Annotated in this window: 23 protein-coding genes; 13 read left to right on the top strand and 10 right to left on the bottom strand. The window is 71.2% G+C overall.

The features are described from left to right. The first annotated feature begins 105 nt into the window (after window positions 1-105). The gene (locus AB0M56_RS05340) at window positions 106-1,854 is read left to right on the top strand and encodes a pyruvate dehydrogenase (RefSeq protein WP_364171288.1); all 1,749 of its coding nucleotides are present in this window, start codon (window positions 106-108) and stop codon (window positions 1,852-1,854) included. Between the two features lie 82 nt (window positions 1,855-1,936). On the opposite strand, the gene AB0M56_RS05335 is transcribed toward AB0M56_RS05340, so the two are convergent. The 3 genes from AB0M56_RS05335 to AB0M56_RS05325 all read right to left on the bottom strand — a co-directional run bounded on the left by AB0M56_RS05335 (window position 1,937) and on the right by AB0M56_RS05325 (window position 6,519). Continuing rightward, on the bottom strand, window positions 1,937-3,826 hold the full coding sequence (locus tag AB0M56_RS05335; RefSeq protein ID WP_364171388.1) for an ABC transporter ATP-binding protein: 1,890 nt from the start codon (window positions 3,824-3,826) through the stop codon (window positions 1,937-1,939). Window positions 3,827-4,040: 214 nt separating this feature from the next. Continuing rightward, window positions 4,041-5,774: an ABC transporter ATP-binding protein gene (locus tag AB0M56_RS05330; RefSeq protein ID WP_364171287.1), complete on the bottom strand. Its 1,734-nt coding sequence runs from the start codon at window positions 5,772-5,774 to the stop codon at window positions 4,041-4,043. An 88-nt stretch (window positions 5,775-5,862) separates the two neighbouring features. Next, entirely contained in the window at window positions 5,863-6,519 is a 657-nt protein-coding gene (locus AB0M56_RS05325) for a TetR family transcriptional regulator (RefSeq protein WP_364171285.1), read from the bottom strand. A gap of 238 nt (window positions 6,520-6,757) precedes the next feature. On the opposite strand from AB0M56_RS05325, the gene AB0M56_RS05320 reads away from it, so the two are divergent. Both AB0M56_RS05320 and AB0M56_RS05315 read left to right on the top strand, forming a co-directional pair. Continuing rightward, window positions 6,758-7,648 (top strand): Ku protein, encoded by an 891-nt coding sequence (locus AB0M56_RS05320; RefSeq protein ID WP_364171283.1) that lies wholly within the window; start codon window positions 6,758-6,760, stop codon window positions 7,646-7,648. Window positions 7,649-7,835: 187 nt separating this feature from the next. Beyond that, window positions 7,836-8,048 carry a hypothetical protein gene (locus AB0M56_RS05315; RefSeq protein WP_360604195.1) on the top strand — a complete coding sequence of 71 codons (213 nt, stop codon included), beginning with the start codon at window positions 7,836-7,838 and terminating at the stop codon, window positions 8,046-8,048. A 235-nt stretch (window positions 8,049-8,283) separates the two neighbouring features. On the opposite strand, the gene ahcY is transcribed toward AB0M56_RS05315, so the two are convergent. The 4 genes from ahcY to AB0M56_RS05295 form a co-directional block, all read right to left on the bottom strand. Next, on the bottom strand, window positions 8,284-9,759 hold the full coding sequence (gene ahcY, locus AB0M56_RS05310; protein ID WP_364171281.1) for an adenosylhomocysteinase: 1,476 nt from the start codon (window positions 9,757-9,759) through the stop codon (window positions 8,284-8,286). Window positions 9,760-10,115: 356 nt separating this feature from the next. After that, window positions 10,116-10,889, bottom strand: coding sequence for a GAF and ANTAR domain-containing protein (locus AB0M56_RS05305; protein WP_364171279.1), 774 nt, complete (start codon window positions 10,887-10,889; stop codon window positions 10,116-10,118). A gap of 86 nt (window positions 10,890-10,975) precedes the next feature. Continuing rightward, window positions 10,976-12,022: a DNA polymerase IV gene (locus tag AB0M56_RS05300; protein ID WP_364171277.1), complete on the bottom strand. Its 1,047-nt coding sequence runs from the start codon at window positions 12,020-12,022 to the stop codon at window positions 10,976-10,978. 63 nt (window positions 12,023-12,085) lie between these two features. After that, complete coding sequence (locus tag AB0M56_RS05295; RefSeq protein ID WP_364171275.1) at window positions 12,086-12,355, bottom strand: DUF3040 domain-containing protein; 270 nt, start codon at window positions 12,353-12,355, stop codon at window positions 12,086-12,088. Window positions 12,356-12,891: 536 nt separating this feature from the next. Here AB0M56_RS05295 and AB0M56_RS05290 point away from each other — a divergent pair. From AB0M56_RS05290 to AB0M56_RS05280, 3 genes are all read left to right on the top strand, one after another. Then, entirely contained in the window at window positions 12,892-14,712 is a 1,821-nt protein-coding gene (locus AB0M56_RS05290) for a serine/threonine-protein kinase (protein WP_364171274.1), read from the top strand. After that, the gene (locus tag AB0M56_RS05285; RefSeq protein ID WP_364171272.1) at window positions 14,709-15,542 is read left to right on the top strand and encodes an FHA domain-containing protein; all 834 of its coding nucleotides are present in this window, start codon (window positions 14,709-14,711) and stop codon (window positions 15,540-15,542) included. The genes AB0M56_RS05290 and AB0M56_RS05285 overlap by 4 nt, the downstream gene beginning before the upstream one ends. 68 nt (window positions 15,543-15,610) lie before the next feature. Continuing rightward, window positions 15,611-16,351: an FHA domain-containing protein gene (locus tag AB0M56_RS05280; RefSeq protein WP_364171270.1), complete on the top strand. Its 741-nt coding sequence runs from the start codon at window positions 15,611-15,613 to the stop codon at window positions 16,349-16,351. Between the two features lie 16 nt (window positions 16,352-16,367). Here AB0M56_RS05280 and AB0M56_RS05275 read toward each other — a convergent pair whose 3' ends face one another. Next, window positions 16,368-16,847, bottom strand: coding sequence for a MarR family winged helix-turn-helix transcriptional regulator (locus AB0M56_RS05275; protein ID WP_364171268.1), 480 nt, complete (start codon window positions 16,845-16,847; stop codon window positions 16,368-16,370). 104 nt (window positions 16,848-16,951) lie between these two features. Here AB0M56_RS05275 and ribA point away from each other — a divergent pair, with 104 nt between their 5' ends. Next, entirely contained in the window at window positions 16,952-17,581 is a 630-nt protein-coding gene (ribA, locus tag AB0M56_RS05270; RefSeq protein ID WP_364171386.1) for a GTP cyclohydrolase II, read from the top strand. A gap of 24 nt (window positions 17,582-17,605) precedes the next feature. Here ribA and AB0M56_RS05265 read toward each other — a convergent pair whose 3' ends face one another. Beyond that, on the bottom strand, window positions 17,606-18,589 hold the full coding sequence (locus tag AB0M56_RS05265) for a LacI family DNA-binding transcriptional regulator (protein ID WP_364171267.1): 984 nt from the start codon (window positions 18,587-18,589) through the stop codon (window positions 17,606-17,608). Window positions 18,590-18,752: 163 nt separating this feature from the next. On the opposite strand from AB0M56_RS05265, the gene AB0M56_RS05260 reads away from it, so the two are divergent. From AB0M56_RS05260 to AB0M56_RS05240, 5 genes are all read left to right on the top strand, one after another. Then, window positions 18,753-19,517 carry a sulfite exporter TauE/SafE family protein gene (locus AB0M56_RS05260; RefSeq protein WP_364171384.1) on the top strand — a complete coding sequence of 255 codons (765 nt, stop codon included), beginning with the start codon at window positions 18,753-18,755 and terminating at the stop codon, window positions 19,515-19,517. A gap of 84 nt (window positions 19,518-19,601) precedes the next feature. Continuing rightward, window positions 19,602-21,866, top strand: a complete 2,265-nt coding sequence (locus AB0M56_RS05255; RefSeq protein ID WP_364171265.1) for a xanthine dehydrogenase family protein molybdopterin-binding subunit — start codon at window positions 19,602-19,604, stop codon at window positions 21,864-21,866. A 1-nt stretch (window position 21,867) separates the two neighbouring features. Further along, complete coding sequence (locus tag AB0M56_RS05250; protein ID WP_364171263.1) at window positions 21,868-22,338, top strand: (2Fe-2S)-binding protein; 471 nt, start codon at window positions 21,868-21,870, stop codon at window positions 22,336-22,338. After that, window positions 22,335-23,150, top strand: coding sequence for a xanthine dehydrogenase family protein subunit M (locus AB0M56_RS05245; protein WP_364171261.1), 816 nt, complete (start codon window positions 22,335-22,337; stop codon window positions 23,148-23,150). The genes AB0M56_RS05250 and AB0M56_RS05245 overlap by 4 nt, the downstream gene beginning before the upstream one ends. 84 nt (window positions 23,151-23,234) lie before the next feature. After that, window positions 23,235-23,942, top strand: a complete 708-nt coding sequence (locus AB0M56_RS05240; RefSeq protein ID WP_364171259.1) for a flavin reductase family protein — start codon at window positions 23,235-23,237, stop codon at window positions 23,940-23,942. A gap of 337 nt (window positions 23,943-24,279) precedes the next feature. Here the strand turns inward: AB0M56_RS05240 and AB0M56_RS05235 are convergent, their stop codons facing one another. Then, window positions 24,280-25,248 (bottom strand): hypothetical protein, encoded by a 969-nt coding sequence (locus AB0M56_RS05235; RefSeq protein ID WP_364171257.1) that lies wholly within the window; start codon window positions 25,246-25,248, stop codon window positions 24,280-24,282. A gap of 184 nt (window positions 25,249-25,432) precedes the next feature. On the opposite strand from AB0M56_RS05235, the gene AB0M56_RS05230 reads away from it, so the two are divergent. Beyond that, window positions 25,433-25,924, top strand: coding sequence for a helix-turn-helix domain-containing protein (locus tag AB0M56_RS05230; RefSeq protein ID WP_364171255.1), 492 nt, complete (start codon window positions 25,433-25,435; stop codon window positions 25,922-25,924). Window positions 25,925-26,050: the final 126 nt, after the last annotated feature.

The following is a 26,050-nucleotide window of genomic DNA, read 5'->3' as shown; positions in this document are numbered from 1 at the left end:
CCTGACGGGAATTCCACGGTGTCATTGACAAGAATAGTTGTCAAGGGCGAGCGACGTTCACCGGGAGGTGCGAGACTGCCGGGGAACCGAGGGAAAGGACCGCTCATGGCGACCGTGGCCGACCAGCTGATCGACGTTCTCGTGCAGTCCGGCGTGCGCCGCATCTACGGTGTGGTCGGCGACAGCCTCAACCCCGTGGTCGACGCCGTGCGCCGCACCGGTGGCTCGGCGCGCGGCGGGATCGACTGGGTGCACGTGCGCAACGAGGAGGCCGGCGCGTTCGCCGCGGCCGCCGAGGCGCAGCTCACCGGTGAGCTGGCCGTGTGCGCGGGCAGCTGCGGTCCTGGCAACCTGCACCTGCTGCAAGGGGTCTACGACGCGCACCGCTCGGGCGCTCCGGTGCTCGCGATCGCCTCGCACATCCCGTCGACGCAGATCGGCACCGGGTTCTTCCAGGAGACGCACCCGCAGCAGCTGTTCGCGGAGTGCTCGCACTACTGCGAGCTGGTGAGCGGCCCCGAGCAGATGCCGCGGCTCGCGCGGATCGCGGTGCAGAACGCGGTGGGCCGGCGCGGCGCGGCCGTGCTGGTGCTGCCCGGCGACGTCTCGCACGAGTCCGCCGTGAACCCGACGGGGGTGTCGGCGCCGCTCGGCACTCCACCGGCCATCGTGCCCGCCGCGGCCGACGTCGACCGGCTCGTGGAGCGGATCAACCGCGCCGAGAAGGTGATGATCATGGCCGGCGCGGGTTGCCGTGACGCCCACGAAGACCTCCTCGCGCTGGCCGACACGATCGGCGCGCCCGTAGGACATTCCTTGCGGGGCAAGGAGTTCGTGCAGTACGAGAACCCGTTCGACGTCGGCATGAGCGGCCTGCTCGGCTACGGCTCCTGCTACGACGCGATGCACGAGGCCGACCTCGTGCTGCTGCTCGGCACCGACTTCCCGTACGACACGTTCCTGCCGCAGCGCAACACCGTGCAGGTGGACATCGATCCCGCCCGCATCGGCCGCCGCTCGGTGCTCGAGTTCGGGGTGCTGGGCGACGTCGGCGCCACCATCCGCGCCGCCCTGCCGCGGCTGCGCCGCCGCGAGGACCGCTCGTTCCTGCACGGCATGCTGCACAAGCACGAACGCAGCCTGCAGCGCGTGGTCGACGCGTACACCAGCGACGTCGCGCAGCGCGTGCCGCTGCACCCGGAGTACGTCGCCGACATCCTCGACGAGGAGGCCGCCGACGACGCGGTGTTCACCGTGGACACCGGCATGGGCAACGTCTGGGCGGCCCGCTACGTCACGCCCAATGGCCGGCGCCGGCTGATCGGCTCGTTCGTCCACGGCAGCATGGCCAACGCCCTGCCCCACGCCATCGGCGTGCAGTCGGCCGCGCCGGGCCGCCAGGTCGTGGCGATGTGCGGCGACGGCGGGCTGGCGATGCTGATGGGGGAGCTGCTCACGCTGAAGACCCACGCGCTGCCCGTGAAAGCCGTGGTGTTCAACAACTCCTCGCTCGGCATGGTGAAGCTCGAGATGCTCGTGGACGGCCTGCCCGAGTTCGGCACCGACCACGACTCCGTCGACTTCGCCGCCATCGCCCGCGCGTCCGGCCTGCACTCCCGGCGGGTCGAGAAGCCGGCCGACGTGCGCGAGGGCATCCGCGAGATCCTCGACCAAGACGGCCCCGCGGTCCTCGACGTGGTGACCGATCCCAACGCGCTGTCGATCCCGCCGAACATCACCGCCGCTCAGGTGCGCGGCTTCGCGCTCGCCGCGAGCCGCACCGTCCTCGGCGGCGGCGTGGGCAAGATGCTGCAGCTGGCGAAGTCCAACCTGCGCAACGTGCCTCGCCCGTAGAACGCCTGGAGTACCAGAGCCCGGGAACGCATCCGGGGCGGCGCCGTGAAGGCACCGCCCCCGGATCGAACACCCCGGCGAATCAGTCCGTCTCGGCCATCGCCTCGGCGAACTGCGCCGCGTACAGGCGGGAGTACGCGCCGCCCGCGTGCAGCAGGGTTTCGTGGTCGCCCTGCTCCACGATGCGGCCCGACTCCATCACGAGGATCACGTCGGCGTCGCGGATCGTGGACAGGCGGTGGGCGATCACGAAGCTCGTGCGGCCCTCGCGCAGCGAGTTCATCGCGTGCTGGATGAGCACCTCCGTGCGCGTGTCCACGGAGCTGGTCGCCTCGTCGAGGATGAGGATGGCCGGCTTCGCGAGGAACGCCCGTGCCACCGTGATCAGCTGCTTCTCACCGGCGCTGACCGTGCCGCCCTCGTCGTCGATCACCGTGGCGTAGCCGTCGGGCAGCGTGCGCACGAAGCGGTCGACGTACGTCGCGGTGGCCGCTTCCACGACCTGCTCGTGGGTCACCTCGTCGGCGCCGTAGGCGATGTTCTCCTCGATCGTGCCGCCGAACAGCCACGCGTCCTGCAGGACCATGCCGGTCTTGTCGCGCAGCTCCTCGCGGTCCATCTTCGCGATGTCCACGCCGTCGAGCGTGATGCGGCCGCTGTCGATCTCGTAGAACCGCATCAGCAGGTTCACCAGCGTGGTCTTGCCGGCGCCGGTGGGACCGACGATCGCGACCGTCTGGCCCGGTTCCACCGTGAGCGAGAGGTTTTCGATCAGCGGCGTGTCCTCGAGGTAGCGGAAGGACACGTCGTGGAACTCGACCTTGCCGTGCACCACGGACGGGCGCTGCGGGTCCGCCGGCTCCGGCTCCTGCTCCTTCGCGTCGAGCAGCGCGAACACCCGCTCGGCCGAGGCGACACCCGACTGCAGCAGGTTCGCCATGCTCGCGATCTGCGTCACCGGCTGGCTGAACTGGCGCGAGTACTGGATGAACGCCTGCACGTCGCCCAGCGTCAGGCTGCCCGACGCCACACGCAGCGCGCCGATCACGGCCACCAGCACGTAGTTCAGGTTGCCGATGAACATCATCGCCGGCTGGATCGTGCCGGAGATGAACTGCGCCCGGAAGCTCGCGTTGTACAGCGTGTCGTTCTGCTCGCGGAACACCTCTTCGGCCTCTTCGCGCCGGCCGAAGACCTTCACCAGCGAGTGGCCGGTGTACATCTCCTCGATGTGCGCGTTGAGCTTCCCGGTCGTGGCCCACTGCTTGATGAACTGCGGCTGCGCGCGCTTGCCGATCTTGGCCGCGACGAACACCGACGCGGGCACAGTCAGCAGCGCGATGACCGCGAGCAGCGGCGAGATCAGGAACATCATCACCAGCACGCCGATCACCGTCAGCACCGACGTGACGATCTGCGAGAGCGTCTGCTGCAGCGACTGCGCGAGGTTGTCGATGTCGTTGGTGACGCGGCTGAGCACCTCACCGCGCGGCTGGCGGTCGAAGTAGCGCAGCGGCAGCCGCGCCAGCTTCTCCTCGACTTCGCGGCGCAGCGAGTAGACCGCGCCCTGCACGAGGCTCGTGGTGAGGCGTGCCTGGATCAGGCCGAAGAACGACGCGACCACGTACAGCGCCAGCACGATCAGCAGCACCTGGCCCACGGCGGTGAAGTCGATGCCCTGGCCCGGCACGATGTCGGCGCGGGCGAAGATGTCCGCGAGCGTGGTGTTGCCCTGCGCCCGCAGGCCCGCGACCACCGCGTCCTTCGTGACGCCGGAGGGCAGGTTCTTGCCGATCACGCCCGCGAAGATCAGGTCGGTGGCGCGCGCGAGGATCTTCGGCCCGATCACGGTCAGCGCGACGCTCACCGTGCCAAGGATCAGCACGCCGATCAGCGCCGCGCGCTGTGGCCGCAGCAGGCGCAGCAGCCGGGCCAGCGAGCCCTTGAAGTCCATCGCCTTTTCCGGCGGCATGCCGCCGGCCATGAACCGCCCCGGCCCGGCGGCCGGCGCGACGTTCTTGTTGCGCGCCGCGGTCGGCCTTTCGCCGACCTCCGTCGCGACGTTGCCGCTGCTCTCGACTTCCGCTTCCTCGCTCACGCCGCCTCCTCTTCGGACGCGCCAAGGCGCGGCAGCATCACAACGTCGGCGAGCGTGGTGTTCGATGATTCGGACCTGCAAGCAGTCCTCATGCCGCCTCCTGCTCGGTCAGCTGCGAAAGCACGATCTCGCGATACGTTTCGTTGCCGTCCATCAGTTCGTGGTGGGTTCCGGTGCCGACGACGCGCCCGTCGTCGAGGACGATGATGCGGTCGGCGCCCCGGATGGTGCTCACGCGCTGCGCGACGATGACCACCGTCGCCTCGCGCGTCTCGTCGGTCAGTGCGCGGCGAAGCGCCGCGTCGGTGGCGTAGTCCAGTGCGCTGAACGAGTCGTCGAACAAGTAGATCTCCGGTTTGTGCACGAGCATCCGCGCGATGGCGAGCCGCTGGCGCTGCCCGCCCGAGACGTTCGTGCCGCCCTGGGCGATCGGCGAGGCGAGCCCTTCGGGCATCTTCTGCACGAAGTCCTTGCCCTGCGCCACTTCCAGCGCGTGCCAGAGCTCCTCGTCGGTCGCGTCCGGGTTGCCGTAACGCAGGTTGCTGGCCACCGTGCCCGCGAACAGGTACGGCTTCTGCGGCACCATCCCGACGGCCGAGGCGAGCACGGCCGGGTCGAGCTCGCGCACGTCGACGCCGTCCACGCGGACAGTGCCGGCGGTGGCGTCCATGAGCCGGGGGATCAGGTTGAGCAGCGTGGTCTTGCCGCTGCCGGTGCTGCCGATCACGGCGGTGGTCTCACCGGGGCGCGCGATCAGCGAGATGTCGCTCAGCACCGCCTTCTCCGCGCCGGGGTAGCAGAACTCGACGCCCGTCATCTCCAGCGCGCCGTGCACGCGGCCGGGGGAGACCGGCTTGAGCGGCGGGCGGACGCTCGACTCGGTGTCGAGGACCTCGGAGATGCGCTCGGCGCTCACCTCGGCGCGCGGCACCATCATGAACATGAACGTGGCCATCATGACCGACATCAGGATCTGCAGCAGGTAGGCCAGGAACGCCGTCAGCGCGCCGATCTGCATCGAGCCGCTCTCGATGCGATGCCCGCCGAACCACAGCACGGCGACGCTGGAGACGTTGACCACCAGCATCACCGTGGGGAACATCAGCGCCATCAGCCGGCCGACGCGCAGCGACACGGTGAGCAGCTCGTCGTTGGCCTGGCCGAAGCGTTCGCGCTCGCGCTTGTCGCGCACGAACGCGCGGATCACGCGGATGCCCATGATCTGTTCGCGCATCACCTGGTTGATCTTGTCGATGCGTACCTGCATGAGCCGGAAGGCCGGGCGCATGCGGGCGATGATCAGGCCGACCGCGACGCCCAGCACGGGCACGATCACCAGCAGCAGCGAGGAGAGCGGCACGTCCTGGTTCAGTGCCAGGACGATGCCGCCGACGCACATGATCGGCGCCGACACCATCAGCGTCAGCGTCATCAGCACGAGCATCTGGATCTGCTGCACGTCGTTGGTGGTGCGGGTGATGAGCGAGGGCGTGCCGAACTGGCCGACCTCGCGGGCGGAGAAGTCCTGGACCCGGTGGAACACGGAGCCGCGCACGTCGCGGCCCAGGGACATGGCGGTGCGCGCGCCGAAGTAGACGGCGCCGATCGAGCCGGCGATCTGCACCAGCGTGACCAGCAGCATCATGCCGCCGATCCGCATGATGTAGCCGGTGTCGCCCTTCACGAGCCCGTTGTCGACGATGTCGGCGTTGAGCGTCGGCAGGTACAGCGCGGCGAGCGTCTGGATCAACTGCAGGACGACGACCAGCCAGATGGTCGTCTTGTAGGGGCGCAGATGACTGCGCAACAGCCGGATCAGCACGGGTCGGTTCTCCCCCAGGGTGGTGTTCTGTGGTGATGTGTCCGGTTCGGACGGTTCGGTTCTGGAATTGTGGTGTGGTTCGGGCGGTTCACGACGCCGCGGTGCGTTCCGCCGTGGCGCCGGCCGCGGCCGCGGTGAGGGCGGGCATGCCCGCGGCCGCTTCCCGCAGCAGGTTGACGAACGTGGGCAGGAACTCCGCGTCGGGTCCGGAGGTCAGCCACGTGTGGAACGCGATGCGGGAAGCGCTCTGTACGATCCCCGCGAGCATCCTCGCGTGCAACGGATTTGCGGTGCTGCCTGCCCGCTCGGCCACGGCCTCGGCCAGTACCCGCTCCACGGTGGCGTGAGCGCGCAGCATCTCCGCGAACAGCCCGGCGTTGCGCAGCATGTCGCGCATGCGGCGCACGTCTTCGCGTCGCGGCGAGCCGTCGCGCGAAGCCTGGATGACCGCGGCGTTGATCACGGCGTCCCACAGCGGCTCGTCGGCGGGGCGGGCCCGCAGCGCCTCCCGGATCCGCTCCTGCTGCGCGACGATGAACGAGCAGACCGCCTCCTCCTTGCTGGAGAAGTAGTTGTTGAACGTGCGTGGCGACACGCCGACCTCGCTCGCGATGTCTTCGACCCGCAGCCGGTCCAGGCCACGCTCGAGCGCGAGCCGCAGCGCCGCGGCACCCAGCGCCTGCCGGGCCGCCAGCTTCTTGCGTTCGCGCAGCCCGAGCACGGGTGCCACGGATTCGGAGGTCACGCGAACCAGCGTAGCAAAAGTGCGGGGCACGCAATAATCTGCGTGACCCGCACTTTTGCGTGACGGGGTACCTCCGGGGAAGCCGCTACCCCGGGTGACGGGTCCCGACCGGTCGTCGCAGGTCAGGCTGGGCCGATCGGGAGCCGCGCCGACCGGCGGGACTGTCGGGATCGGATGATCCGGGCTACGGTTGTTACCGAGCGTGAGTGGAGCACCGGCGGACGGCGGAGGAGCGCGCATGCGGTCGATGTGGAAGGGCTCGGTCTCGTTCGGGCTGGTCAGCATCCCGATCCAGCTGTACGCGGCCACGGAGAACAAGAACGTCTCGCTGCGCCAGGTGCACGAGTCCGACGGCGGCCGGATCCAGTACAAGCGCTTCTGCACGGTCGACGGGCAGGAGGTGCCCTACGCCGAGATCGCCAAGGGCTACGAGCTGCCCGACGGCGAGATGGTCGTGATCACCGACGCCGACCTCGCCGACCTGCCGCTGGCCACGCAACGCACGATCGACGTGCTGGAGTTCGTGCCGCTCGAGTCGATCGACCCGATCCAGTTCGACAAGACCTACTACCTCGAGCCGCAGAAGAACGCCGTCAAGCCGTACGTGGTGCTGCGCGATGCGCTGCACAAGGCCGGCCACGTGGCGATCGCCAAGGTCGCCGTGCGCCAGCGCGAGAGCCTGGCGCTGCTGCGCGTGGTGTCCGACGTGCTCGTGATGACCACGATGCTCTGGCCCGACGAGGTCCGCACGCCCGATTTCCCGTTCCTGCGCGAGGATCCGCCGCAGGTGCGCCCGCAGGAGCTGACGATGGCCGGCTCGCTGATCGATTCGCTGTCGGAACCGGTGTTCGAGTCCGAAAAGTACACCGACGGCTACCGTGAGGCGCTCGAATCCGTGATCGAGGCCAAGGTCTCGGGCAACGAGACGACGAAACCCGGCGCGGTGGGGGCGAAAGCCGACGTCGTCGACCTCATGGCGGCCCTGGAGGCGAGCGTTTCCGAGGCCCGCAAGTCGCGCTCGGGCACGCCGGCCAAGAGCACGTCGTCGCGCTCTCGCAAGGCCGCGTCCGACGAGGAGAAGCCCGCCAAGAAGGCCGCCCCGCGGACCCGTCGGTCGAAGAGCGCCTAGTGATCTTTTCCCGCTGAGCTGCGGGATTTTCGAGCCCGTCCGAGATCACCGGACCGGGTGCGGCGACACGCCGCCCGTATGCCAGACTCTGGCGCTCACCGGTGGTACCAAGAAGCTGTCCGGTCTGATAAGAGCCGGTTGTGACCTGAGCCGGTTCGAGAGCACGAGAGCGGAAGGCGGCCTGAGCATGGAGTGCGCGTTCTGCACCAGCGGGATCGACCACTGTCACGGCACCCTGGTGGTTCACCCGGACGGCGGGTTCGCCGAGTGCACGCACGAGAGCTGCGCGGACCTCGATCGCGTCCGCCACGCCCTGATCATCGACTGCCACACCGTCGACGCGGAGTGCTCCTGCACGCTCGCCGTCGAGGTCGAGGCGGAGCTTCGGCAAGCTTCCTGAGCCCTCCCGCGGCCCAGTGACCGTGAAGGCCTCGTTCCCCGGACCGCCGGGGAACGAGGCCTTCACGGTTTTCCGCCGAAGGTTTCCCCTCCGGTCCCGATCCTTACCCGATCGTGTATGCAGCTGTGTACACCGGCTTGGCGATGTGCTAACACTAACGAGGTCCTTCGGCTCTCCCTCCCCCTCGGAGCCGGAGGACCCCTTATTTCCGGCCTCCGCCGGGGTGGCCCGGGGCTCAGTAGCGGTAGTGCTCCAGCTTGAACGGGCCGGCCGCGTCCACGCCGATGTACTCCGCCTGCTCCTTCGTGAGCTTCGTCAGCCTCACACCGAGCGCGTCGAGGTGCAGCCGCGCCACCTTCTCGTCGAGCAGCTTGGGCAGGCGGTGCACGCCCACCGGGTACTCGCCGGGCTTGGTGAACAGCTCGATCTGCGCGATCGCCTGGTTCGCGAACGAGTTCGACATGACGAACGACGGATGCCCGGTGGCGTTGCCGAGGTTCATGAGCCGGCCCTCGGACAGCACGATGATCGAGTGCGCCGGGCGCCCCTCGGCCGAGGGGAAGGCCCACTCGTGCACCTGCGGCTTGATCTCCAGCTTGCGGATGCCAGGCACCTTCGCGAGCCCGGCCATGTCGATCTCGTTGTCGAAGTGGCCGACGTTGGCGACGATCGCGTTGTGCTTCATCCGCCCCATCTGCGCGGCGGAGATGATGCCGAAGTTGCCGGTGGTGGTGAGGAAGATGTCGCCGCGCTCCACGACGTCGTCCAGCTCGACCACGTCGAGGCCCTCCATCGCCGCCTGCAGCGCGCAGATCGGGTCGATCTCCGTGACCACCACGCGCGCGCCCTGGCCGCGCAGCGCCTCCACGGCGCCCTTGCCGACGTCGCCGTACCCGCAGACGACGGCGAGCTTGCCGCCGATCATGACGTCGGTGGCGCGGTTGAGGCCGTCGACCATCGAGTGGCGGATGCCGTACTTGTTGTCGAACTTGGACTTCGTCACCGAGTCGTTCACGTTCATCGCCGGGAACAGCAGCGTGCCCTCGGTCGCCAGCTTGTAGAGCCGCTTGACGCCGTTGGTGGTCTCCTCGGTCACGCCGCGAACCTCGCCGGCGATGCGCGTGAAGCGCTTCGGGTCGGCGGCGAGGCTCTCGGCGAGCGTGCGCAGGATGATCGCGTACTCGTCGGCGTCGGCGTCCGTGGCGGGCGGCACGGCGCCCGCGGCCTCGAACTCGACTCCCTTGTGGACGAGCAGCGTCGCGTCGCCGCCGTCGTCGAGGATCATGTTGGGGCCCTGGCCGTCGGCGAACCGGAAGAGCCGGTCGGTGCACCACCAGTACTCGTCGAGCGTCTCGCCCTTCCACGCGAACACCGGCGTGCCCTCGGGCCGCTCGGCGGTCCCGTTCGGACCGACGACGACGGCGGCCGCGGCCTCGTCCTGGGTGGAGAAGATGTTGCAGGACACCCAGCGCACGTCGGCGCCCAGCGCCACGAGGGTTTCGATCAGCACGGCGGTCTGCACGGTCATGTGCAGCGAGCCGGCGATGCGGGCGCCCTTCAGCGGCTGCGCCTCGGCGAACTCGCGCCGGATCGCCATCAGACCGGGCATCTCGTGCTCGGCCAGGCGCAGTTGTGTCCGCCCGGCCTCGGCGAGCGCCAGGTCGGCCACCGCGAACTCGAGTCCGCCGACCTTCTGCAGTTTCGGGCTCATAGAGGTTCCGCTCCCGTTCGATACTGTTCTGGTTTCTGTTTCAGGGCACGGGGAATCGCGGCACGACCGCGTTCGGCAGCACCGGACTCACCCGGGAGGGGTTCAGGAGGTGCGGGGGCCGTCCGCCGGCTTTTCCTGGGACGGCAACACCTGTGCCGACGACGTCCGGGTCGACGACAGCTGGGTCAACAAAAAAGGCACCTCCTTCGCAGGAGGCGCCCTTCTCCGGAACTCGCGGGCCGAGCGTGGCGGAAACCTCTCGGCTTCCGTCGCAGCGCCTCTCGGCCCGGAGTGCGCCCTCGCGGCGCACGGTTCGTTCTACCGGTTCCAACCATGGCAAGGCGGGCCGGAGGCTGTCAAGCGCGCGGACCGGGCAGGTCGAGCTCGGTGTGGCGCGTGGCCAGGGTCTCGGCGAGCACGGCGAGCTTCACGTTGAGGTCCTGTGACGTACGGCGCAGGATGTCGAACGCCTCGACGGCCGAGATGCCGCGCCGCTGCATCAGGATGCCCTTCGCCTGGCCGATCACATCGCGCGAGTCGATGGCCTTGCGCAGGTGCGCCCGCTGGAGGTCCGCGGCCGTCACGGCGTTGGTGGTGGCCAGCGCCAGCGAACCGTGGGTGGCCAGCAGCAGCGCGAGGTCGCGGTCGGCGGGCGTGAGTGCGCCGGTCTCGCGCGCGTAGACGTTGAGGGCACCGGACAACTGCGGCTCACGGGCGTCGGGCAGCAACGCGATGGCGAGCATCGAGCCCATGCCGAGCTCGGCCGCGGCCGGTCCGAACTTCGGCCACTCGGTCTCGTGGGCGAGGTCCTGGCTCTCCGCGTGGGCCGGGCCGTCCGGGCGGGCCGCGTCGAGGCAGGGGCCCTCCCCGGTGCGGTACTGCACCTGGTCGAGCTCGACGGCGACTGCATCGGTCTCGATCGGGGTGTAGAACAGCCCGTCGGGCGAGCGCAGCGTGATGCTGACGACGCTCGCCGCGGGGATCACCCGGACCGCCGCCGTCACGAGCTGCTGCAGCACGCCGCCGACAGTCGTGACCTCCAGCAGCGACCGCGTGAGGTCCCGGAACTCGCCACCCAGCCCGCCGAATCGGTCATCGGAACCGGTCGCGGGGACTCCGTTTTCGGACATGCCTCACCTCACTCGTGTGCCCGGAGTCCCGATTACCCCGCCGGCAGGCTCGGCCAAACGCGCACCCCGCCGGTCACGGCGTCCGATCACGCGGGCGCGTGGGGGAACTCCGCGCGCACCCCGAGCAACCGGACCGGCTGGTCCAGCGTGAACATCCCGAGCACCTCGCGCGCGGCGCGCCCGATCGCCGCGGCGTCCGAGGTCGGCTCCGGCAGCGTGATGCTGTGGGTGTGCGTGTGGAACGGCGCGAAGCGCACCTTCACCGCGACGCGTGCCGCCGGGCGGCCCTCGTCCACGACGTCGCGCGCGACGCGCACGGCGAGGGTGTCGATCTCTTCCGCGATGCGCGCGGGATCGGTGAGGTCTTGCTGGAAGGTCGTCTCGCGGCTGCGGGAGCGCGCGACGTACGGGGTGGCGGTGACCTCGGCGTCGCCGATCCCGCCCGCCAGCACCCGGTACCACGGGCCGAGGCGCGGGCCGAAGCGTGCGGCGAGGTCGTCCGCGTCGGCGCCGGCCAGTTGCAGCACCGTGGTGAACCCGGCTTCGGCGAGCTTCTTGGCCGTCTTGCGCCCGATGCCCCACAGCGCGTCGGTGGGCCGCTCGGCCATCACCGCCCACCAGTTCTCGCTCGTGAGGCGGAAGATCCCGGCCGGTTTCGCGAAGCCGGTGGCGAGCTTGGCGCGCAGTTTGTTGTCGCCGATGCCGACCGAGCACGAAAGCCCGGTCTCCTCCTCGACCGCCCGGCGGACCTCGGCCGCGAACGCCTCGGGGCCATCGGTGCCGGCGGTCTCGGTGTCGAGGCCGAGGAAGGCCTCGTCCCACCCGAGCACCTCGACCACGACCGGCAGCTCACGCAGCCGCGCCATGACGCGGTCGGAGACCTCCTGGTACGCGGGCGCGTCCGTGGCCAGGAACACCGCGTCGGGACAGCGTTTGGCGGCCAGCCGCAGCGGCATGCCGGACTGCACGCCGAACTCGCGCGCCTCGTAGGACGCGGTGGCCACCACGGCGCGCTCGGCGGGGTCGCCGTTGCCGCCCACGACCACCGGCCGGCCGCGCAGCTCGGGCCGGCGCGCGATCTCGACCGCGGCGATGAACTGGTCGAGATCGACGTGCAGAACCCAGGCGGACACCGCACCAGTGTGCTGCGCGGACCCGGGTGAGCGCACGTCAGACGCGCCGCGGCTCCCGCTGCGTCAGAAGCGGCCATGCCCGTGCACGACGTGCAGCGCCACCCCGCCGCCGGCGGCGAGCAGCGCGCACAGCGTGAAGGCGGGGCTCGTGGTGACGAGACCGGTCACGAGGAACGCGACGGCCGAGACGTCGAGCAGCACCGCGAAGAGGGTGAGCAGGCGGCGGTTCGGCGTCGGCTTGCCTCGGGAGAGCGCCGCCGCCAGTTCCGGATCGCTGAACTCGAACCAGCGTTCGATTTTGTCCAGCTCGCTGCGTTCGTGGTGACTGAGCATGAAGGTCTCCTTCGGCGGCGCGCCTGCCGTCACGTCCGCCAGATACCCCCGGCCGCCGTGATCCAATCGCCGATCCGGGCGCTCCGCTGCGGGTTCACCCGGCCGCACCCATTCGTGTAACGGGCTATACGTCGAATCCTGGACCGCCGTGCCGGTTTTTCGTCCACTGTGGACGCTTGATCAGCCGGACGGGTGACTCTGCTGTTCACGCAGTGCAGCGCCGGTTCCCTTGGCAGCAAAGGGAACCGGCGCCGGGTCACGGCGCGCAGTCCGACTCGGGGCCGACGTAGCCCTCGCGGGACGATTTGTCGATCCCGGCCTCGCAAGGGATGTCCTCGTCCCGGCGGGCGTGTCCGCACCCGTCCTGAACCCCACGGGGGGTGTCTCCGGTTCGGCTGAGTGGCCGTCCGTTTTCGGGCCGTAGGCCCGCATCGGGGGGTGGTCCCGATCCGGGCCGCTTCCTGCCACCGGACGTGATGCAGTATCGTCACTGCGAGTTACCTCACAGAGGTCCGACCACGCCGAGGGGAGCGTCGGTGCAGGGTGACCAGCTGATCGCGCAGCGCTATCGACTGCTCGAGCGGATCGGCACCGGGGGTATGGGCGTGGTCTGGCGCGCGCACGACGAGCAGCTCGACCGCGAGGTGGCGCTCAAGCAGGCGCGGCTCTCCGATGCGGTCAGCGGCCGCACCCTGCGTCGCGAAGCCCGGCTCGCCGCCGGCGTGCAGCACCCGAACGTGGTGACCTTCTTCGATGTCGTCGCCCAGGGCGACGAGCTGTGGCTCGTGATGGAGTACGTGCCCTCGCGCAGCCTCGCCGAGGTCCTCACCGCCGAGGGCAGCCTGCCCGCGCGCACGGTCGCCGAGATCGGCGTGCAGGTCGCGGGCGCGCTCGCGGCGGTGCACGAGGGCGGGGTGGTGCACCGCGACGTGAAGCCCGGCAACGTCCTCATCACCGACGACGGCCGTGCCAAGCTCACCGACTTCGGCATCTCGCGCTCGGTCCGCACCGACGAGACGGTCACCGACTCCCCGCACATCGGCGGCACCCCCGGCTACCTCGCGCCGGAGGTCGCGCAGGGACACCCGCCGACTTCCGCGTCCGACGTCTTCTCCTTGGGCGCCACGCTGTTCTCCGCGGTCGAAGGCGCTGCGCCCTTCGGTGGCGGCAACGAGTACGCGACCATCCGGCGCGCGGCAGAGGGCGCGGTCCCGCCGGCGCGCAAGGCCGGTGATCTCGCGCCCGTGCTCGCCGCGCTGATGCGGACGGCACCCGAAGACCGGCCCACCGCGGCCGCCGCGCACGACCTGCTGGTCGCGGGCGTGGGCGGGCTGCCTCCCGCGCCGCCGCTGCGTCGCCGGCCCGCCCTGCGCCGGCGGCGGCTCGTGCTCGCGGGGGCGGTGGCCGCCGTCGTGGTGCTCGCGGGCGTGGCCCTGATCCTGTTGCCGGACAAGGGAAAGCCGCAGACCCCGGCCGCGGCTTCGAAGGTGCCTGCCGCTCCGGCGAAGCTCGGCATCGGCAAGGACCCGCGTTCGGCGGATCCGTGCCGGCTCGTGGACGCGGTGCCGCTGCGCCCGTATGGCGACCCCGAGGTGGAACCCGACTACGGCAACTTCGACCGCTGCGACGTGATCCTCAAGCGTGGCAACGATCTGCAGGCCGACGTGAAGGTCGAGCTGGAGGACCCGCCGTCCGGCGGCGCCGCGCCGGAGGGACAGCGCTCACGCTCCGGCCCGTTCGACGTGTTCGGCGACCCCGCGCAGGACGGCGCCTGCGTCCGCCTGCTCCAGCTGCAGGACCATTACCTCGTGCGCGTGACCGTCTCCGACGACGACGGCGACAACCTCGACACGTGCAAGCCCGCCGACGTCGCGGTCGCGTCGGCGGCGAAGGTGCTCGCCGTGGCGGGCGTGCCCGCGCGGTCGGCGCCGGCCCCGGACGGCTCGCTGTCCGATGTGGACGCGTGTTCGCTGCTGAGCTCCGCCTCGCTCGGCAGCACTGCGGGCGTCACGGCGCCGGTGCAGGTGGTGCCGGGCTACGGGGACTGGACCTGTGACTGGGACAGCTCGGCGTCGGACCGCGCGGTCACGGTGATCTTCGACCGCGACCAGCCGCCGGACGGCGACTCGGGCCAGCTCGTCAAGGTCTCCGGGCACGACGCGTACCTCGCGACCGACGACTTCGCCGACGACACGTGCCAGGCGCTGCTGGTGTACCGGCGCTACACCGACGCACACGGAGAGGCCGCGGTGGAGCAGATCAAGGTGGTGGTCCACGGCGACCCGCCGTCGCAGGGCCTCTGCGCACCGGCCACGTCACTGGCCGGCGACGTCGTCGCGAAGCTGCCGCAGGCATGACCGCGCTGCGATCCGGCGGGCCGGCCGAGTCCCTCGGCGCCGACCACGGCAGCCTCGCCTACGGGGTGCCGCCCGCCGCGCCGGGCACGATCTTCGCGCTGGCCGTGACCGGCGGCGTGCGCATGCCGCCCCGCGACGGCCGTGAAGTCCTCTTCGGACGCAACCGTGAAGACGTCCACGTGTGCGTGGGGGAGGACGACCGGAAGGTCAGCCGCAAACAGGGTTTCCTCGTGCGCCGGCGCGACGCGTGGTGGATGCACAACACCGGGCGGCTGCCGATCCGCCTGCCGGGCTCGCGCCTGTTGTTCCCTGAAGAGGAGCCCGTGCCGCTCACGGAGGGCTACACGGCGGTGTTCGTGCGCGGTTCGGCCGACCGCGAGCACCTGCTGGAGCTGTACGTGTCGGGGGCGGACGGACGCCGGCCGGAGTCGCGCCCGCAGGACGTGACCGAGCCGCCGCGCATGTGGCGGCTGAGCCCCGACGAGCGGCTCGTGCTGGTCTCGCTGGCTCAGCGTTACCTGCTGCAACAGCCCTACCCGCAGCCGATGGCGTGGCGACAAGTCGCCGAGCAGCTCTCCGAGCTGGCGCCCGGCAGCCGCTGGACACCCAAACGGGTGGAGCACCTCGTGGTCGCCGTGCGGTCGCGGCTCGCGCGCGCCGGCGTCGCGGGCCTCACGCGTGAAGAGGTCGGTGAGCCGGTGGGCAACTCCCTCAACGACAACCTCGTGAAGGAACTCCTGTTGTCCACTTCGCTGGTGCCGCCGGACCTCGCACTGCTCGAACCACCCGACGAAACTGCTCCGGGAGGGGTCCCGGCGCCGCCCGGTTAGCCTCGCGGCGCGCGGTGGGGCAGGCCCCGCGCCGGCAACGGGCGGGGGACGTCGTGACGGGTGAGGGGATGCGGGCACTGCCCGCCGGGCATCCGAGCCTGGCGCGGGGCTTCGCGTCACCGCCGGGCACGCTGGTCGTGCTCGGGCTCGCCGGGGGAGTGCTGGTGCCGCCGTCCGCGCCGGGTCCGGTGACGTTCGGGCGCAACACCGCGGAGGTCTCCGTGCCGGTCGGGGAGGACGACCGGCGGGTGAGCCGCCGCCACGGCGTGCTGGAGCACCACCGCGATCGCTGGTGGGTGCGGGCGACGGGCAAGGTCCCGTTGCGGCTGCCGGAATCCCGGCTCCTGTTCACCGGCGCGGCGCCGCTGGCGCTGCCGGCGGGCTACCTGCCGTTGTTCGTGCACGGTTCGCGGGGGCGGGAGCACGTGCTGGAGGTGCACGTCGCCGACGGCAGGCCCGCCGCGCCACCCGCGGCGCGCGGGGGGCTCGACACGCGCGAACGGCTGGCGCTCACCGTGGTCGGCCAGAGCTTCCTGCGCTGGGAGGCATTACCGCGGCCGGTGCCGCCGGAGCGGGCGGCGGCTCAGCTCGCGGTTCTGGACCCCGGCGGCGACTGGACCGCGCTGGGTGTGCGGGCCGCCCTCGACGGTGTGCGGGCCAGGTTCCGCCCGGCGAGCGGCGACGACCTGTTGTTCGGTGCGTTGCTGGCCGCCGCGGTGCTCGTGCCGCCGGACCTGGCCTTGCTGACCGCCGAACCCGTGCCGCAACCGCGCGTGCCCGACTGGACACAGAGGACAGTCGGCTCGTAGTGCGGGGTGCCGAGCGTCATACGGCGGTTCGCTGCGGCCGCTGGGCGCCGCGCAGCCGGGACTCCAGGGTGTCGAGCACGGTGCTGAACGCGCCGAACTGCTCGGGGGTGAGCGCGTCGACGAGCAGCTCACCCACGAGCGCGGCGTGCCCGGAGGCCGCCTCGCGAAGCTGCGACCAGCCGAGATCGGTGAGGAAGGCGATCACGCCGCGGTCGTCGGACTCGCACGAACGGCGCCCGACGAGCCCGGTTTTCTCCAGCTGGCCGACCTGGTAGCTCAGCCCGCTCTTGGACGTGAGAGCCGCGCCCGCCAGCTCCGTCATGCGCAGGGCGCCGCCGGCGGCGGCGAGGCGCGCCAGAACTTCGTACTGTGGGTGCGAAAGCCCCGCGTCGTCGCGAAGCTGCTGTTCGACGCGACGGTTGAGCTGCGAGCTCACCGCCAGGAAGGCCTGCCAGGTCTTCAGCTGGCGATCCGTGAGCCATCGGGGGTCGGCCATGCACCCATGGTAACGCAGGTTGTTCGAACTTGAACCATGTTGTAGGGTCGATCAAGTCGTGGTTCGAATTTGAACCACCTGGGAGAACGGAGCAGCCGATGGCGATGGTGGCGGAGGTGCGTGCGCGGGTGCGGATCCCGCTGCGGCTGGGCGACGACCTCTCCGTCGACGCGGAGGCCGTGACGTTCCACGGGCTCGCCGACGGGCTGGAGCACCTCGCGTTCGTGCTCGGCGAGCCGGGCCCGGTGCCGCTCGTCCGGATGCACTCCGAGTGCCTGACCGGCGACGTCTTCGGCTCAGCCCGCTGCGACTGCGGCCCGCAGCTGCGCGAGTCCGTCGCCCGGATCTCCGAAACCGGCGGCTACCTGCTCTACCTGCGCCAGGAAGGCCGCGGCATCGGCCTGTACAACAAGCTCGACGCGTACGCGCTGCAGGACGGCGGGCTCGACACCTACGAAGCCAACGCCGCGCTCGGCCTGCCCGAGGACGCCCGCGACTACACCGCCGCCGCGCAGATGCTCACCGCGCTCGGCGTGCGCCGTCTCGACCTGCTGTCGAACAACCCCGACAAGGCGGCGCAGCTGACCGCCCACGGTCTCGACGTGCGCGACCGCGTACCCACGGGCGTGTTCGCGACGGAGACCAACGTCCGGTACCTGCGGGCGAAGGTCGAGCACACCGGCCACAGCCTCGTGCTGCCGGCCGGGTTCGGCCACGCCGGCCTCGCCAGCTGAACCGTCCACATCGGATCGTCCGCGTCAGGGCGCCGACTCCCGCACCACCAGTTCGGTCGGCAGCACGGTCATGCCGTCGAGAGGCGTGTCGCCGGTCAGCTTGCCGAGCAGGCGCCGCGCCGCCGTTTCCCCCAGTGCCCGCGAGGGCCTGCGCACGGTCGTGAGCGGCGGCTGCGTGAACGCCGCGAGCGGCAGGTCGCCGAACCCGGCCACGGCGACGTCTCCGGGCACGGTGCGGCCGGCTTCGCGCAGTCCGGTGAGGACACCGGCTGCCACCACGTCGTCACAGGCGAACACGGCGTCGAACCCGTGGCCCGAGGCGACGAGCCGCCGCACGGCCGAGCGGCCGCTGCCCGCGGTGGAACCCGCCTCGGTCACGGCGTTCCCGGTGAGCGGTGAACCGGCTTCCTCGAGTACGGACCTGAATCCGGCGAACCGGGAGGCGGCGTGTTCGCCGGGACCCGTCACCACGGCGACGCGACGCCGGCCGCGCGCGAGGAAGTGCCGGGCCACCGCGGCGGCGCCCGCGGCGTCGTCGCCGGTCACGGACGGGAACGCCGAGCGCGCCCCGTCCACGACCACGACCGGGAGGTCGGCGTCGCGCAGCGCGTCGTTGTCCGTGACAGCGGGTGGCGGGTCGAGCAGCAGCAGTCCGTCGAACGCGTGCGCCCGCACCTGGTGCGTGAAGCGCTCGAGCGAGTCCGCGCCCCGGGCGGCCGTGCTCAGCAGCAGGCCGTGGTCACTCGCCTCGACGACGTCGGCCACTCCCTGCAACACCTCGCCGACGCCTGAAGACGAGAGTCCCGGCACGAGCACCCCGACCAGCCGGGTCCGGCCCTTCGCCAGGCCGACGGCCCCGGCGCTCGGGATGTAGCCCGTCGCGGCGATGACTTCACGCACGCGCACGGCGGTGGCGGCGTCCACGTCGGACTTGTTGTTGAGCACTCGGGACACGGTCGTCTTGCTCACCCGCGCACGGCGGGCGACCTCCGCGATCGTGACGCGCATCGGTCCTCCATGCGAATCCGAGCACCGGGCGGGTTGCCTTGTCCTCAACGTACTCGCCTGTCCGCCTGTCGCCCGGCGTCCGTTCGGCGGTGTCCGTTCAACCGGAAGTGACATGTATAACAACCTATACGGCGGCGCGGGAGCGCGTGTTCTGATGGCGGGCGTGATCATCGACGCGGGCGAGTTCGTCCTCCTGCTGCTCGCCGGAGTGGGCGCCGGCCTCGTCGGCGCCACCGCCGGGCTGGCCTCGCTCGTGTCGTACCCCGCGCTGCTCGCCGCCGGGATGCCGCCGGTGGTCGCGAACATGACCAACACCGTCGCGATGCTGGGCACCACCGCCGGCGCGGCCGCCGGTGCGCGGCCCGAGCTGAAAGGGCAGTGGCGCCGCTTGCTGCCGCTGTGCCTGATCACCACTGCCGGCGGGGGCTGCGGCGGGCTCGTGCTGCTCCTGACGCCTCCCGGCGCGTTCACCGTGGTGGTGCCGTGGCTGATCGGCGGTGCGTCGGTGGTGCTGTTGGCGGGTCCGCGGTTGCGCCGGTTGGCGGAAGGAGCGGAACGCCACGGCATCGGCCCGGGCGCCGGCGCGGCGGCGTTCCTGGTCGGCGTGTACGGCGGTTATTTCGGTGCCGCGGCGGGCGTGCTGATGCTGGCTCTGCTCACCACCGTGTGGACGCAGCCGCTGGCCCGCACGAACGCCGCGAAGAACATCGCCACGGGCACGGCGAACCTGATCGCCGCGGCCGTCTTCGCGTTCACCGGCCGCGTGCTCTGGCCTGCGGCGCTCGCCGTGTGCCTGGGTTCGGTCGCGGGGTCCTGGCTCGGTTCGATCCTCGTGCGATACCTGCCCGCGACACCGCTGCGGATCGCGATCGCGATCGGCGGGCTCGTGCTCGCGGTGGTGCTCGCCCGGGAGGCCTACGCCGGCTGATCGCAGCGGATTCGTTGCCGTGCCAGGCTGACGCGCGGGCACCCCAGGGGGCATGATCGGCGGGGTACCCGAGCAGGAGGCCAGATGAGCATTGTCGGCACCCGCGTGGTGCGCGTCGAGGACGAGAAGCTGATCACCTCGGGCGGAACGTACGTCGACGACTTGCGGGAGGTGGCGCTCACCGGTGCCGTCCACGCGGTCTTCGTGCGCAGCCCGATCGCCCACGCGCGCATCACCGGCATCGACACCGAAGAGGCGAAGCAGGCACCCGGAGTCGTCGCGGTTTTCACCGCGGCGGACCTCGACCTCGCGCCTCAGCAAGTCGGTCCCGTGACCGAGCCGTTCCTCGCCATCGACGTCGTGCGCTACGTCGGCGAACCCGTCGCGCTGGTGCTCACCGAAGAGCGCTACCAGCTGGCCGACGCGGCGGAGCTGGTCGACGTGGACTACGACCCGCTGGACGCCGTGGCGAGCATCGACGCCGCGCTGTCCGGCGAAATCGAGCTGTTCCCCGGTGGTGGTGTCACCGGCAACGTCATGCAGGTGAACGGCGCCGAGGATTTCGACGACGCGGTGTTCGCGGACTGCGACGCCGTGGTCACACAGACGATTCTCAACCCGCGCGTGGCCCCGGCGCCGCTCGAGGTGCGCGGCGGATCGGTGGCGTGGGGCGAGGACGGGCGGTTGACGTTGTGGCTGTCCACGCAGAACGCCCAGATCGCCCGGACCACCGTGGCGGGTGCTCTGGGGCTCGACGAGGAACGGGTGCGCGTGATCACGCCGGACGTCGGCGGCGGCTTCGGCGCCAAGATCGGCGCCGACCCCGAGGCGAGCCTGCTCGGCTGGGCCGCGCGTGCCGTCGGGCGGCCGGTGCGGTGGACCGAGTCGCGCAGCGAGAACCTCACGGCGATGACCCACGGTCGGGCCCAGCAGAACACGGTGACCATCGGCGGGAAGCGCGACGGGACGGTGCTCGCGTACCGGATCGACGTCGTGCAGGACAGCGGCGCCTACCCGCGCGCCATGTTCCTGCCCACGCTGACCGAGATGATGGCGCCCGGCGTATACCGCTTCCCGGTGGTGCAGACGCGCAGCCGTTGCGTGGTCACGAACACCACGCCGATCGCCGCCTACCGCGGCGCGGGCCGGCCCGAGGCGACGGCCGCGGTCGAGCGCGCGATGGACCTGTTCGCCGCCGAGATCGGGATGGACCCGGCCGAGGTGCGGCGGGTCAACTTCATCCGCCCGGAGGAATTCCCGTACACCACGCCGACCGGCGGGGACTACGACACGGGCGAGTACGCAGCGGCGCTCGACAAGGTGCTCGAGGCCGCCGGCTACGCCGAGCTGCGCGCGGAGCAGGAGCTGCGCCGCGCCGCGGGTGACCCGGTGGCACTGGGTCTCGGCATCGCGGCCTACGTCGAGATCACCGGCGGCGACGCGAGCGGCGAGAGTGGCCGCGTCGACATCCACGAAGACGGCTCGGTCACCGCGTACACGGGCAGCTCGCCGCACGGCCAGGGGCTGGCGACGTCGTTGGCGATGCTCCTGTCCGACCAGCTCGGCGTGCCGCTGGCGAAGATCACCGTGAAGCACGGCGACACCGACGAGGTCCCTCGCGCGGTCGGCACGTTCGGCTCGCGGTCGCTGCAGCTCGGCGGCTCGGCGGTCCGGCAGGCGGCCGATGAGGTGATCGCCCAGGCCCGCGAGCTCGCGGCCGACCTGCTCGAGGCCGCGACCGAGGATCTGGAGCTCGACACGGAACGCGGGGTCTGGCAGGTGCGCGGCGCGCCGTCGAGCACCACGCTCGACTGGGCGCGGATCGTGTCCTCGGCCGAGGGCACGGCGCTGTCGGCCGACGTGTGGTTCGGCGACGGCAAGCCGACGTTCCCGTTCGGCGCGCACCTGGCCGTGGTCGAGGTCGACACGGAAACGGGCAAGGTCGAGGTGCGGCGGCTGGTCGCGGTCGACGACGCCGGGCCGGTGGTGAACCCGCTGACCTTCCGCGGCCAGCGCCACGGCGGGCTCGGCCAGGGCATCGCGCAGGCGCTGCTGGAGGTCGTGTACTACGACGAGGACGGCAACCCGACCACGGCCACGCTCGCGGACTACTCGTTCGTGACCGCGACCGAGCTGCCCGACTTTGAGCTCGTGGACATGGCGACGCCGACGACGCGGAACCTGCTGGGCGTCAAGGGGATCGGCGAGGCCGCGACGATCGGGTCGACGCCGGCGGTGCACAACGCGGTGGTCGACGCGCTCGCCCACCACGGCGTGCGGCACCTGGACATGCCGACCACCCCGATGCGGGTCTGGGCGGCCCTGAACGACGTGAGGAAGGCGAACTGACGTGCGGGTCTCCATCGAGGTGAACGGCCGGACCACGGCCGGGGAGGTGCCGGACCGGACGCTGCTGGTGCACTACCTGCGCGACACCGTCGGGCTCACCGGCACGAACATCGGCTGCGACACCACTTCGTGCGGCGCCTGCACGGTCTTGTTCGACGGCGAGTCGGTGAAGTCGTGCACGGTGCTGGCCGCGCAGGCCGACGGGCACGAGGTGACCACAGTGGAGGGTCTGGCCGGCGACGACGGCGACCTGCACCCCGTGCAGCGCGCGTTCCGCGAGCAGCACGGGCTCCAGTGCGGCTTCTGCACGCCGGGGATGATGATGGCTTCGGTGTCGCTGCTGAAGGAGAACCCGCAGCCGTCGCGACGCGAGGTCCGGGAGGCGCTCGAAGGGAACCTGTGCCGCTGCACGGGTTACCACAACATCGTGAGTGCCGTGGTCGAGGCTTCGGGTGCGGAGGTGGACCGGTGATCCCCGCCGAGTTCTCCTACCGCCGGGCGTCCACTGTGGACGAGGCGCTGGCGCTGCTGGCCGAGCACGGCGAGGACGCGAAACTGCTCGCCGGCGGGCATTCGCTGCTGCCGCTGATGAAACTGCGGTTCGCGGCGCCTGAGGTCGTGGTGGACATCGCGCCGCTCGACGAGCTGAAGTTCGTGCGGCTCGACGGAGACGAGGTGGTGATCGGCGCGCTGTCGCGGTACCACGACCTCCACGGCGACCCGGTGCTCGCCGAGCACGCGCCGCTCATCGCGCACGCTTCGGGTGCCGTCGGAGATCCGCAGGTGCGCCACCGCGGCACGCTCGGCGGTTCGCTCGTGCACGCCGACTCGGCCGCCGACCTGCCCGCGGTGATCCTCGCGTCCGACGGCGTGCTCGTCGCGCGCGGTCCGGCGGGGGAGCGGCGCATCCCGGCGTCGGAGTTCTTCCTGGGCCCGTTCACCACGCCGCTGGAGCCGGACGAGCTGCTGACCGAGATCCGCCTGCCCAGCCAGGCCGGACTGGGCTGGGGCTTCGAGAAGTTCACGCGCCGTAACATCGACTGGGCGATCGTGGGCGTGGCGGTGGTCGGCAAGTCCGTGGGCCTGATCAACCTCGGTGGCACCCCGCTGCGGGCCGCGGCGACGGAGAAAGCACTGGCGGACGGCGCTTCGGCCGACGAGGCCGCGGCGCTCGCCGCCGAGAACACCTCGCCGCCCGACGAGCCCCACGCGTCGGCGGAGTACCGCCGGCACCTGGCGCGCGTGCTGACGCGGCGGGCGCTGCTGGCGGCGGGCATCGCCTGAGTCGTCCGGCCGGTGGGGAACGGGCGTGATCGTGACGTCCGTTTCCCGCCAGCCGCGCGCGCCCGGCGTGCGCAGACTGGGGACGTGAACACGACGTTTCCCTTGCACACGGCCATCGAGCCCGGAATCCTGTACTTCGGCACCCCGGTGGTGCTGATCTCCACGACCAATGAGGACGGTTCGGCGAACCTCGCCCCGATGTCCTCGGCGTTCTGGCTCGGCTGGCGTGCCATGCTCGGCCTCGGCGCGCGCTCGAAGACCACCCAGAACCTGCGGCGCACGCGCGAATGCGTGCTGAACCTGCCATCGTCCACCCTCGCCGCGGCCGTCGACCGGCTCGCGCTCACCACGGGCACGGACCCGGTGCCCCCGGGCAAGCAGCAGCGCGGCTACTTCCACGTCGCCGACAAGTTCGGCCGCGCGGGCCTCACCCCCGTCCCGTCCGAGACGGTCGCGCCGCCGCGCGTCGCCGAGTGCCCGGTGGCCATGGAGGCCGTCCTCGAGGCCACCCACCCCTTCGCTGCCGACGATGAGACCCAGCACGGCTCCGTCCTGGGCCTGGAAGTCCGTGTTCAGCGCGTCTTCGTCCACGACGACATCCGCCTGCCCGGCACCGACGATCGCGTGGACCCCGACGCGTGGCGTCCGCTGATCATGAGCTTCCAGAAGCTCTACGGCCTGGGCCCGCAGGTACGCGAGTCGACGCTGGCGTCGATCCCCGAGCGGCTCTACCGCGGTCCGGACATCGAGCGGGCCCGCCGGGCGGGGTCCAGACCAGTCGATAACTTGTGAATTCGAGGTGACAAGGCCTGGTGGGGAGGGCACGTCCGTGAGCAATCCGTTGATCGCGCAGACCCAGGATTCCACGAAAGCTCACGCTGCCCGCGCGCCCGTTGCTCCAGGCCGCGCCGGCCCAGGCACCGGCTCCCGCTCCTTGGGTCCGGCACCGAGCAGTTCGACGGCACCGCCGAAACCGTCGTGGGCGGACATCGCGAAGCGTCGCTGACCCGGCGCGCACTCGTCGCACCCGAGCGGGGCGGGGCCGCGGTTCTCACCGAACCGTGGCTCCGCCCGAACTCCTGGGGGCGGCGGGGGATCACACTGTCCACAGAGGAGTGATCGGTGTCCGTCAGCTCGCGGTCCACGCGGCCAGTGCCGGCGCCAGAGCCTTGATCCCCGCAGTCACCGCGGCGCGGCCCTTCGCCGACGAGGTGGCGGCGGGCTGCTGCGTCATGAGCACCACGACGAAGCGGGAGTCGACGATCCCGGTGGTGTTGAGCACGAGCGCCGAGCGCAGGATCATCCAGCCCTGCTTGATCTGCCACGTCGTGCCGGGCATGCCGTCCGGGATGCCGAAGTACTGCGGGTAGCCGTCGTCGGCGGGCTGGCGCGCGTCGGCCATCGCGGTGAGCAGTGGTTGTGCCGTGGCGTCGGGGACGGTGTCGGTGAGGTAGCGGTAGGTGGTGACCACGTCGTCGGGACTCATCTTCGTCATGCCCCACTGGCCCGGGTCCGTCGGTTCGAGCGTGTGCGAAAGCCCGATGAGGTGGGCCATCCGCCCGACGATCGCGGTCCCACCGTCGGCTTCCCACAGCTTGTCGGCGACGGCGTCGTTGCTGCCGGAGATCATGTCGGTGAGCTCGTCGGCGGTGTCGCCGGAGGGGACCTGCCAGGTGCCGTCGTCGTACAGCGAGTCGAGCGCGATGAGCAGCTTCACCACGGAAGCCGTGTAGTACGGGGTTTCGGAGTTGGTCAGCGCGAGGGTCTTGCCCGTCTTCGTGTCGTACACCGCGAGCCCGACCTTCGTGCGCTTCGACGCGGCGGTCACCGCGTCGACCACGTCGTCGGCCACGGCCGAGGGGTCGGGCAGGGGAGGCGAGGAAGTGGTCGGTGGTGTCGTCGAGGTCGGCGGTTCGCTCGTGGACGGCGGCGCGGGGGAGGACGAGGGCGGCGCGGGGGAGGACGAGGGCGGCGGTAGCGTCTGCGCCGCGGGCATCGTCGTCACGTGGCGCGTATTCACCGTGACGACGACCGCCGTCGTGAGGACCGTCGCGGTGAGCCCCGCGGCGGCGAGTGTCCATCTCAGCCGTCTTGCCATACCGGGACAACGTCGCGGAACCGGTTTGTTGCAGCCGATTCCACCTGTCTGTTTCCTGTGTGTTGCTGTGAAGTCGCTGTGATCGGCCGAACGGCCCAGCGTCCGCCCGCCGCGTGCTACGGTCAGTGACAGCTTGCACCGCGAAAGGCAGCGAACGCGGTGTGGTGGAAGGAAGGGAGCGGTGATGGTCCGACGCATCCAGTGGTCTGGGCAAGCGTGCCCGATCGCCCGGGCGGTCGACGTGCTCGGTGAACCGTGGACGTTGCTGATCCTGCGCAACGCCACAATGGGCACCACGCGCTTCGACGAGTTCCGCGACGAGCTCGGTATCGCCGACAACGTGCTCACGACCCGGCTCACCAAGCTCACGGAAGCAGGGCTGCTCGCGCGCGTGCCGTACCGCGACGGCGGCCGCACCCGCCACGAGTACCGCCTCACGAAGGCCGGTGCCGACGCGCTGCCGGTGCTGCTGTCCCTCGCCGAGTGGGGCGACGAGCACACCCGTTCCGACCCGCCCGCCGAGCGCATGCTGATCGTCCACGGCGCCTGCGGGGCGCGGACCCGCCCCGGCACGCTGTGCGACGAGTGCCGCGAACCGATGCGCCGCGAGGACATGCTCTGGTACCGGCCGTGGCGCTCGCCCGAACCCGTGCCGCTCGCCGAACCCGTGAGCTGAACCGCGCCGCGCCAATCCACAGTAGACAGTCCACGGGCAACGGGGAACCAAGTCCGCGCGCCGGGTCGCGCACGAAGCCGTGCGGCCGGAGGTGCCCGCGGCGGCGCCGTTCGCCGCACCTCGGCG

The sequence above is a fragment of the Amycolatopsis sp. NPDC051372 genome (genome assembly GCF_040682095.1).
Taxonomy (GTDB): Bacteria; Actinomycetota; Actinomycetes; order Mycobacteriales; family Pseudonocardiaceae; genus Amycolatopsis.
The sequence above is the reverse complement of the archived record's forward strand: the minus strand, read 5'-3'. Positions and strand labels throughout refer to the sequence as shown.

Coding starts and splice junctions, on each gene's coding strand:
- AB0M56_RS05340 (WP_364171288.1), top strand. CDS start 106: ATGGCGACCGTGGCCGACCAGCTGATCGACGTTCTCGTGCAGTCCGGC.
- AB0M56_RS05335 (WP_364171388.1), bottom strand. CDS start 3,826: ATGCCGCCGGAAAAGGCGATGGACTTCAAGGGCTCGCTGGCCCGGCTG.
- AB0M56_RS05320 (WP_364171283.1), top strand. CDS start 6,758: ATGCGGTCGATGTGGAAGGGCTCGGTCTCGTTCGGGCTGGTCAGCATC.
- AB0M56_RS05315 (WP_360604195.1), top strand. CDS start 7,836: ATGGAGTGCGCGTTCTGCACCAGCGGGATCGACCACTGTCACGGCACC.
- ahcY (WP_364171281.1), bottom strand. CDS start 9,759: ATGAGCCCGAAACTGCAGAAGGTCGGCGGACTCGAGTTCGCGGTGGCC.
- AB0M56_RS05305 (WP_364171279.1), bottom strand. CDS start 10,889: ATGTCCGAAAACGGAGTCCCCGCGACCGGTTCCGATGACCGATTCGGC.
- AB0M56_RS05295 (WP_364171275.1), bottom strand. CDS start 12,355: ATGCTCAGTCACCACGAACGCAGCGAGCTGGACAAAATCGAACGCTGG.
- AB0M56_RS05285 (WP_364171272.1), top strand. CDS start 14,709: ATGACCGCGCTGCGATCCGGCGGGCCGGCCGAGTCCCTCGGCGCCGAC.
- AB0M56_RS05280 (WP_364171270.1), top strand. CDS start 15,611: ATGCGGGCACTGCCCGCCGGGCATCCGAGCCTGGCGCGGGGCTTCGCG.
- AB0M56_RS05275 (WP_364171268.1), bottom strand. CDS start 16,847: ATGGCCGACCCCCGATGGCTCACGGATCGCCAGCTGAAGACCTGGCAG.
- ribA (WP_364171386.1), top strand. CDS start 16,952: ATGGTGGCGGAGGTGCGTGCGCGGGTGCGGATCCCGCTGCGGCTGGGC.
- AB0M56_RS05265 (WP_364171267.1), bottom strand. CDS start 18,589: ATGCGCGTCACGATCGCGGAGGTCGCCCGCCGTGCGCGGGTGAGCAAG.
- AB0M56_RS05255 (WP_364171265.1), top strand. CDS start 19,602: ATGAGCATTGTCGGCACCCGCGTGGTGCGCGTCGAGGACGAGAAGCTG.
- AB0M56_RS05235 (WP_364171257.1), bottom strand. CDS start 25,248: ATGGCAAGACGGCTGAGATGGACACTCGCCGCCGCGGGGCTCACCGCG.
- AB0M56_RS05230 (WP_364171255.1), top strand. CDS start 25,433: ATGGTCCGACGCATCCAGTGGTCTGGGCAAGCGTGCCCGATCGCCCGG.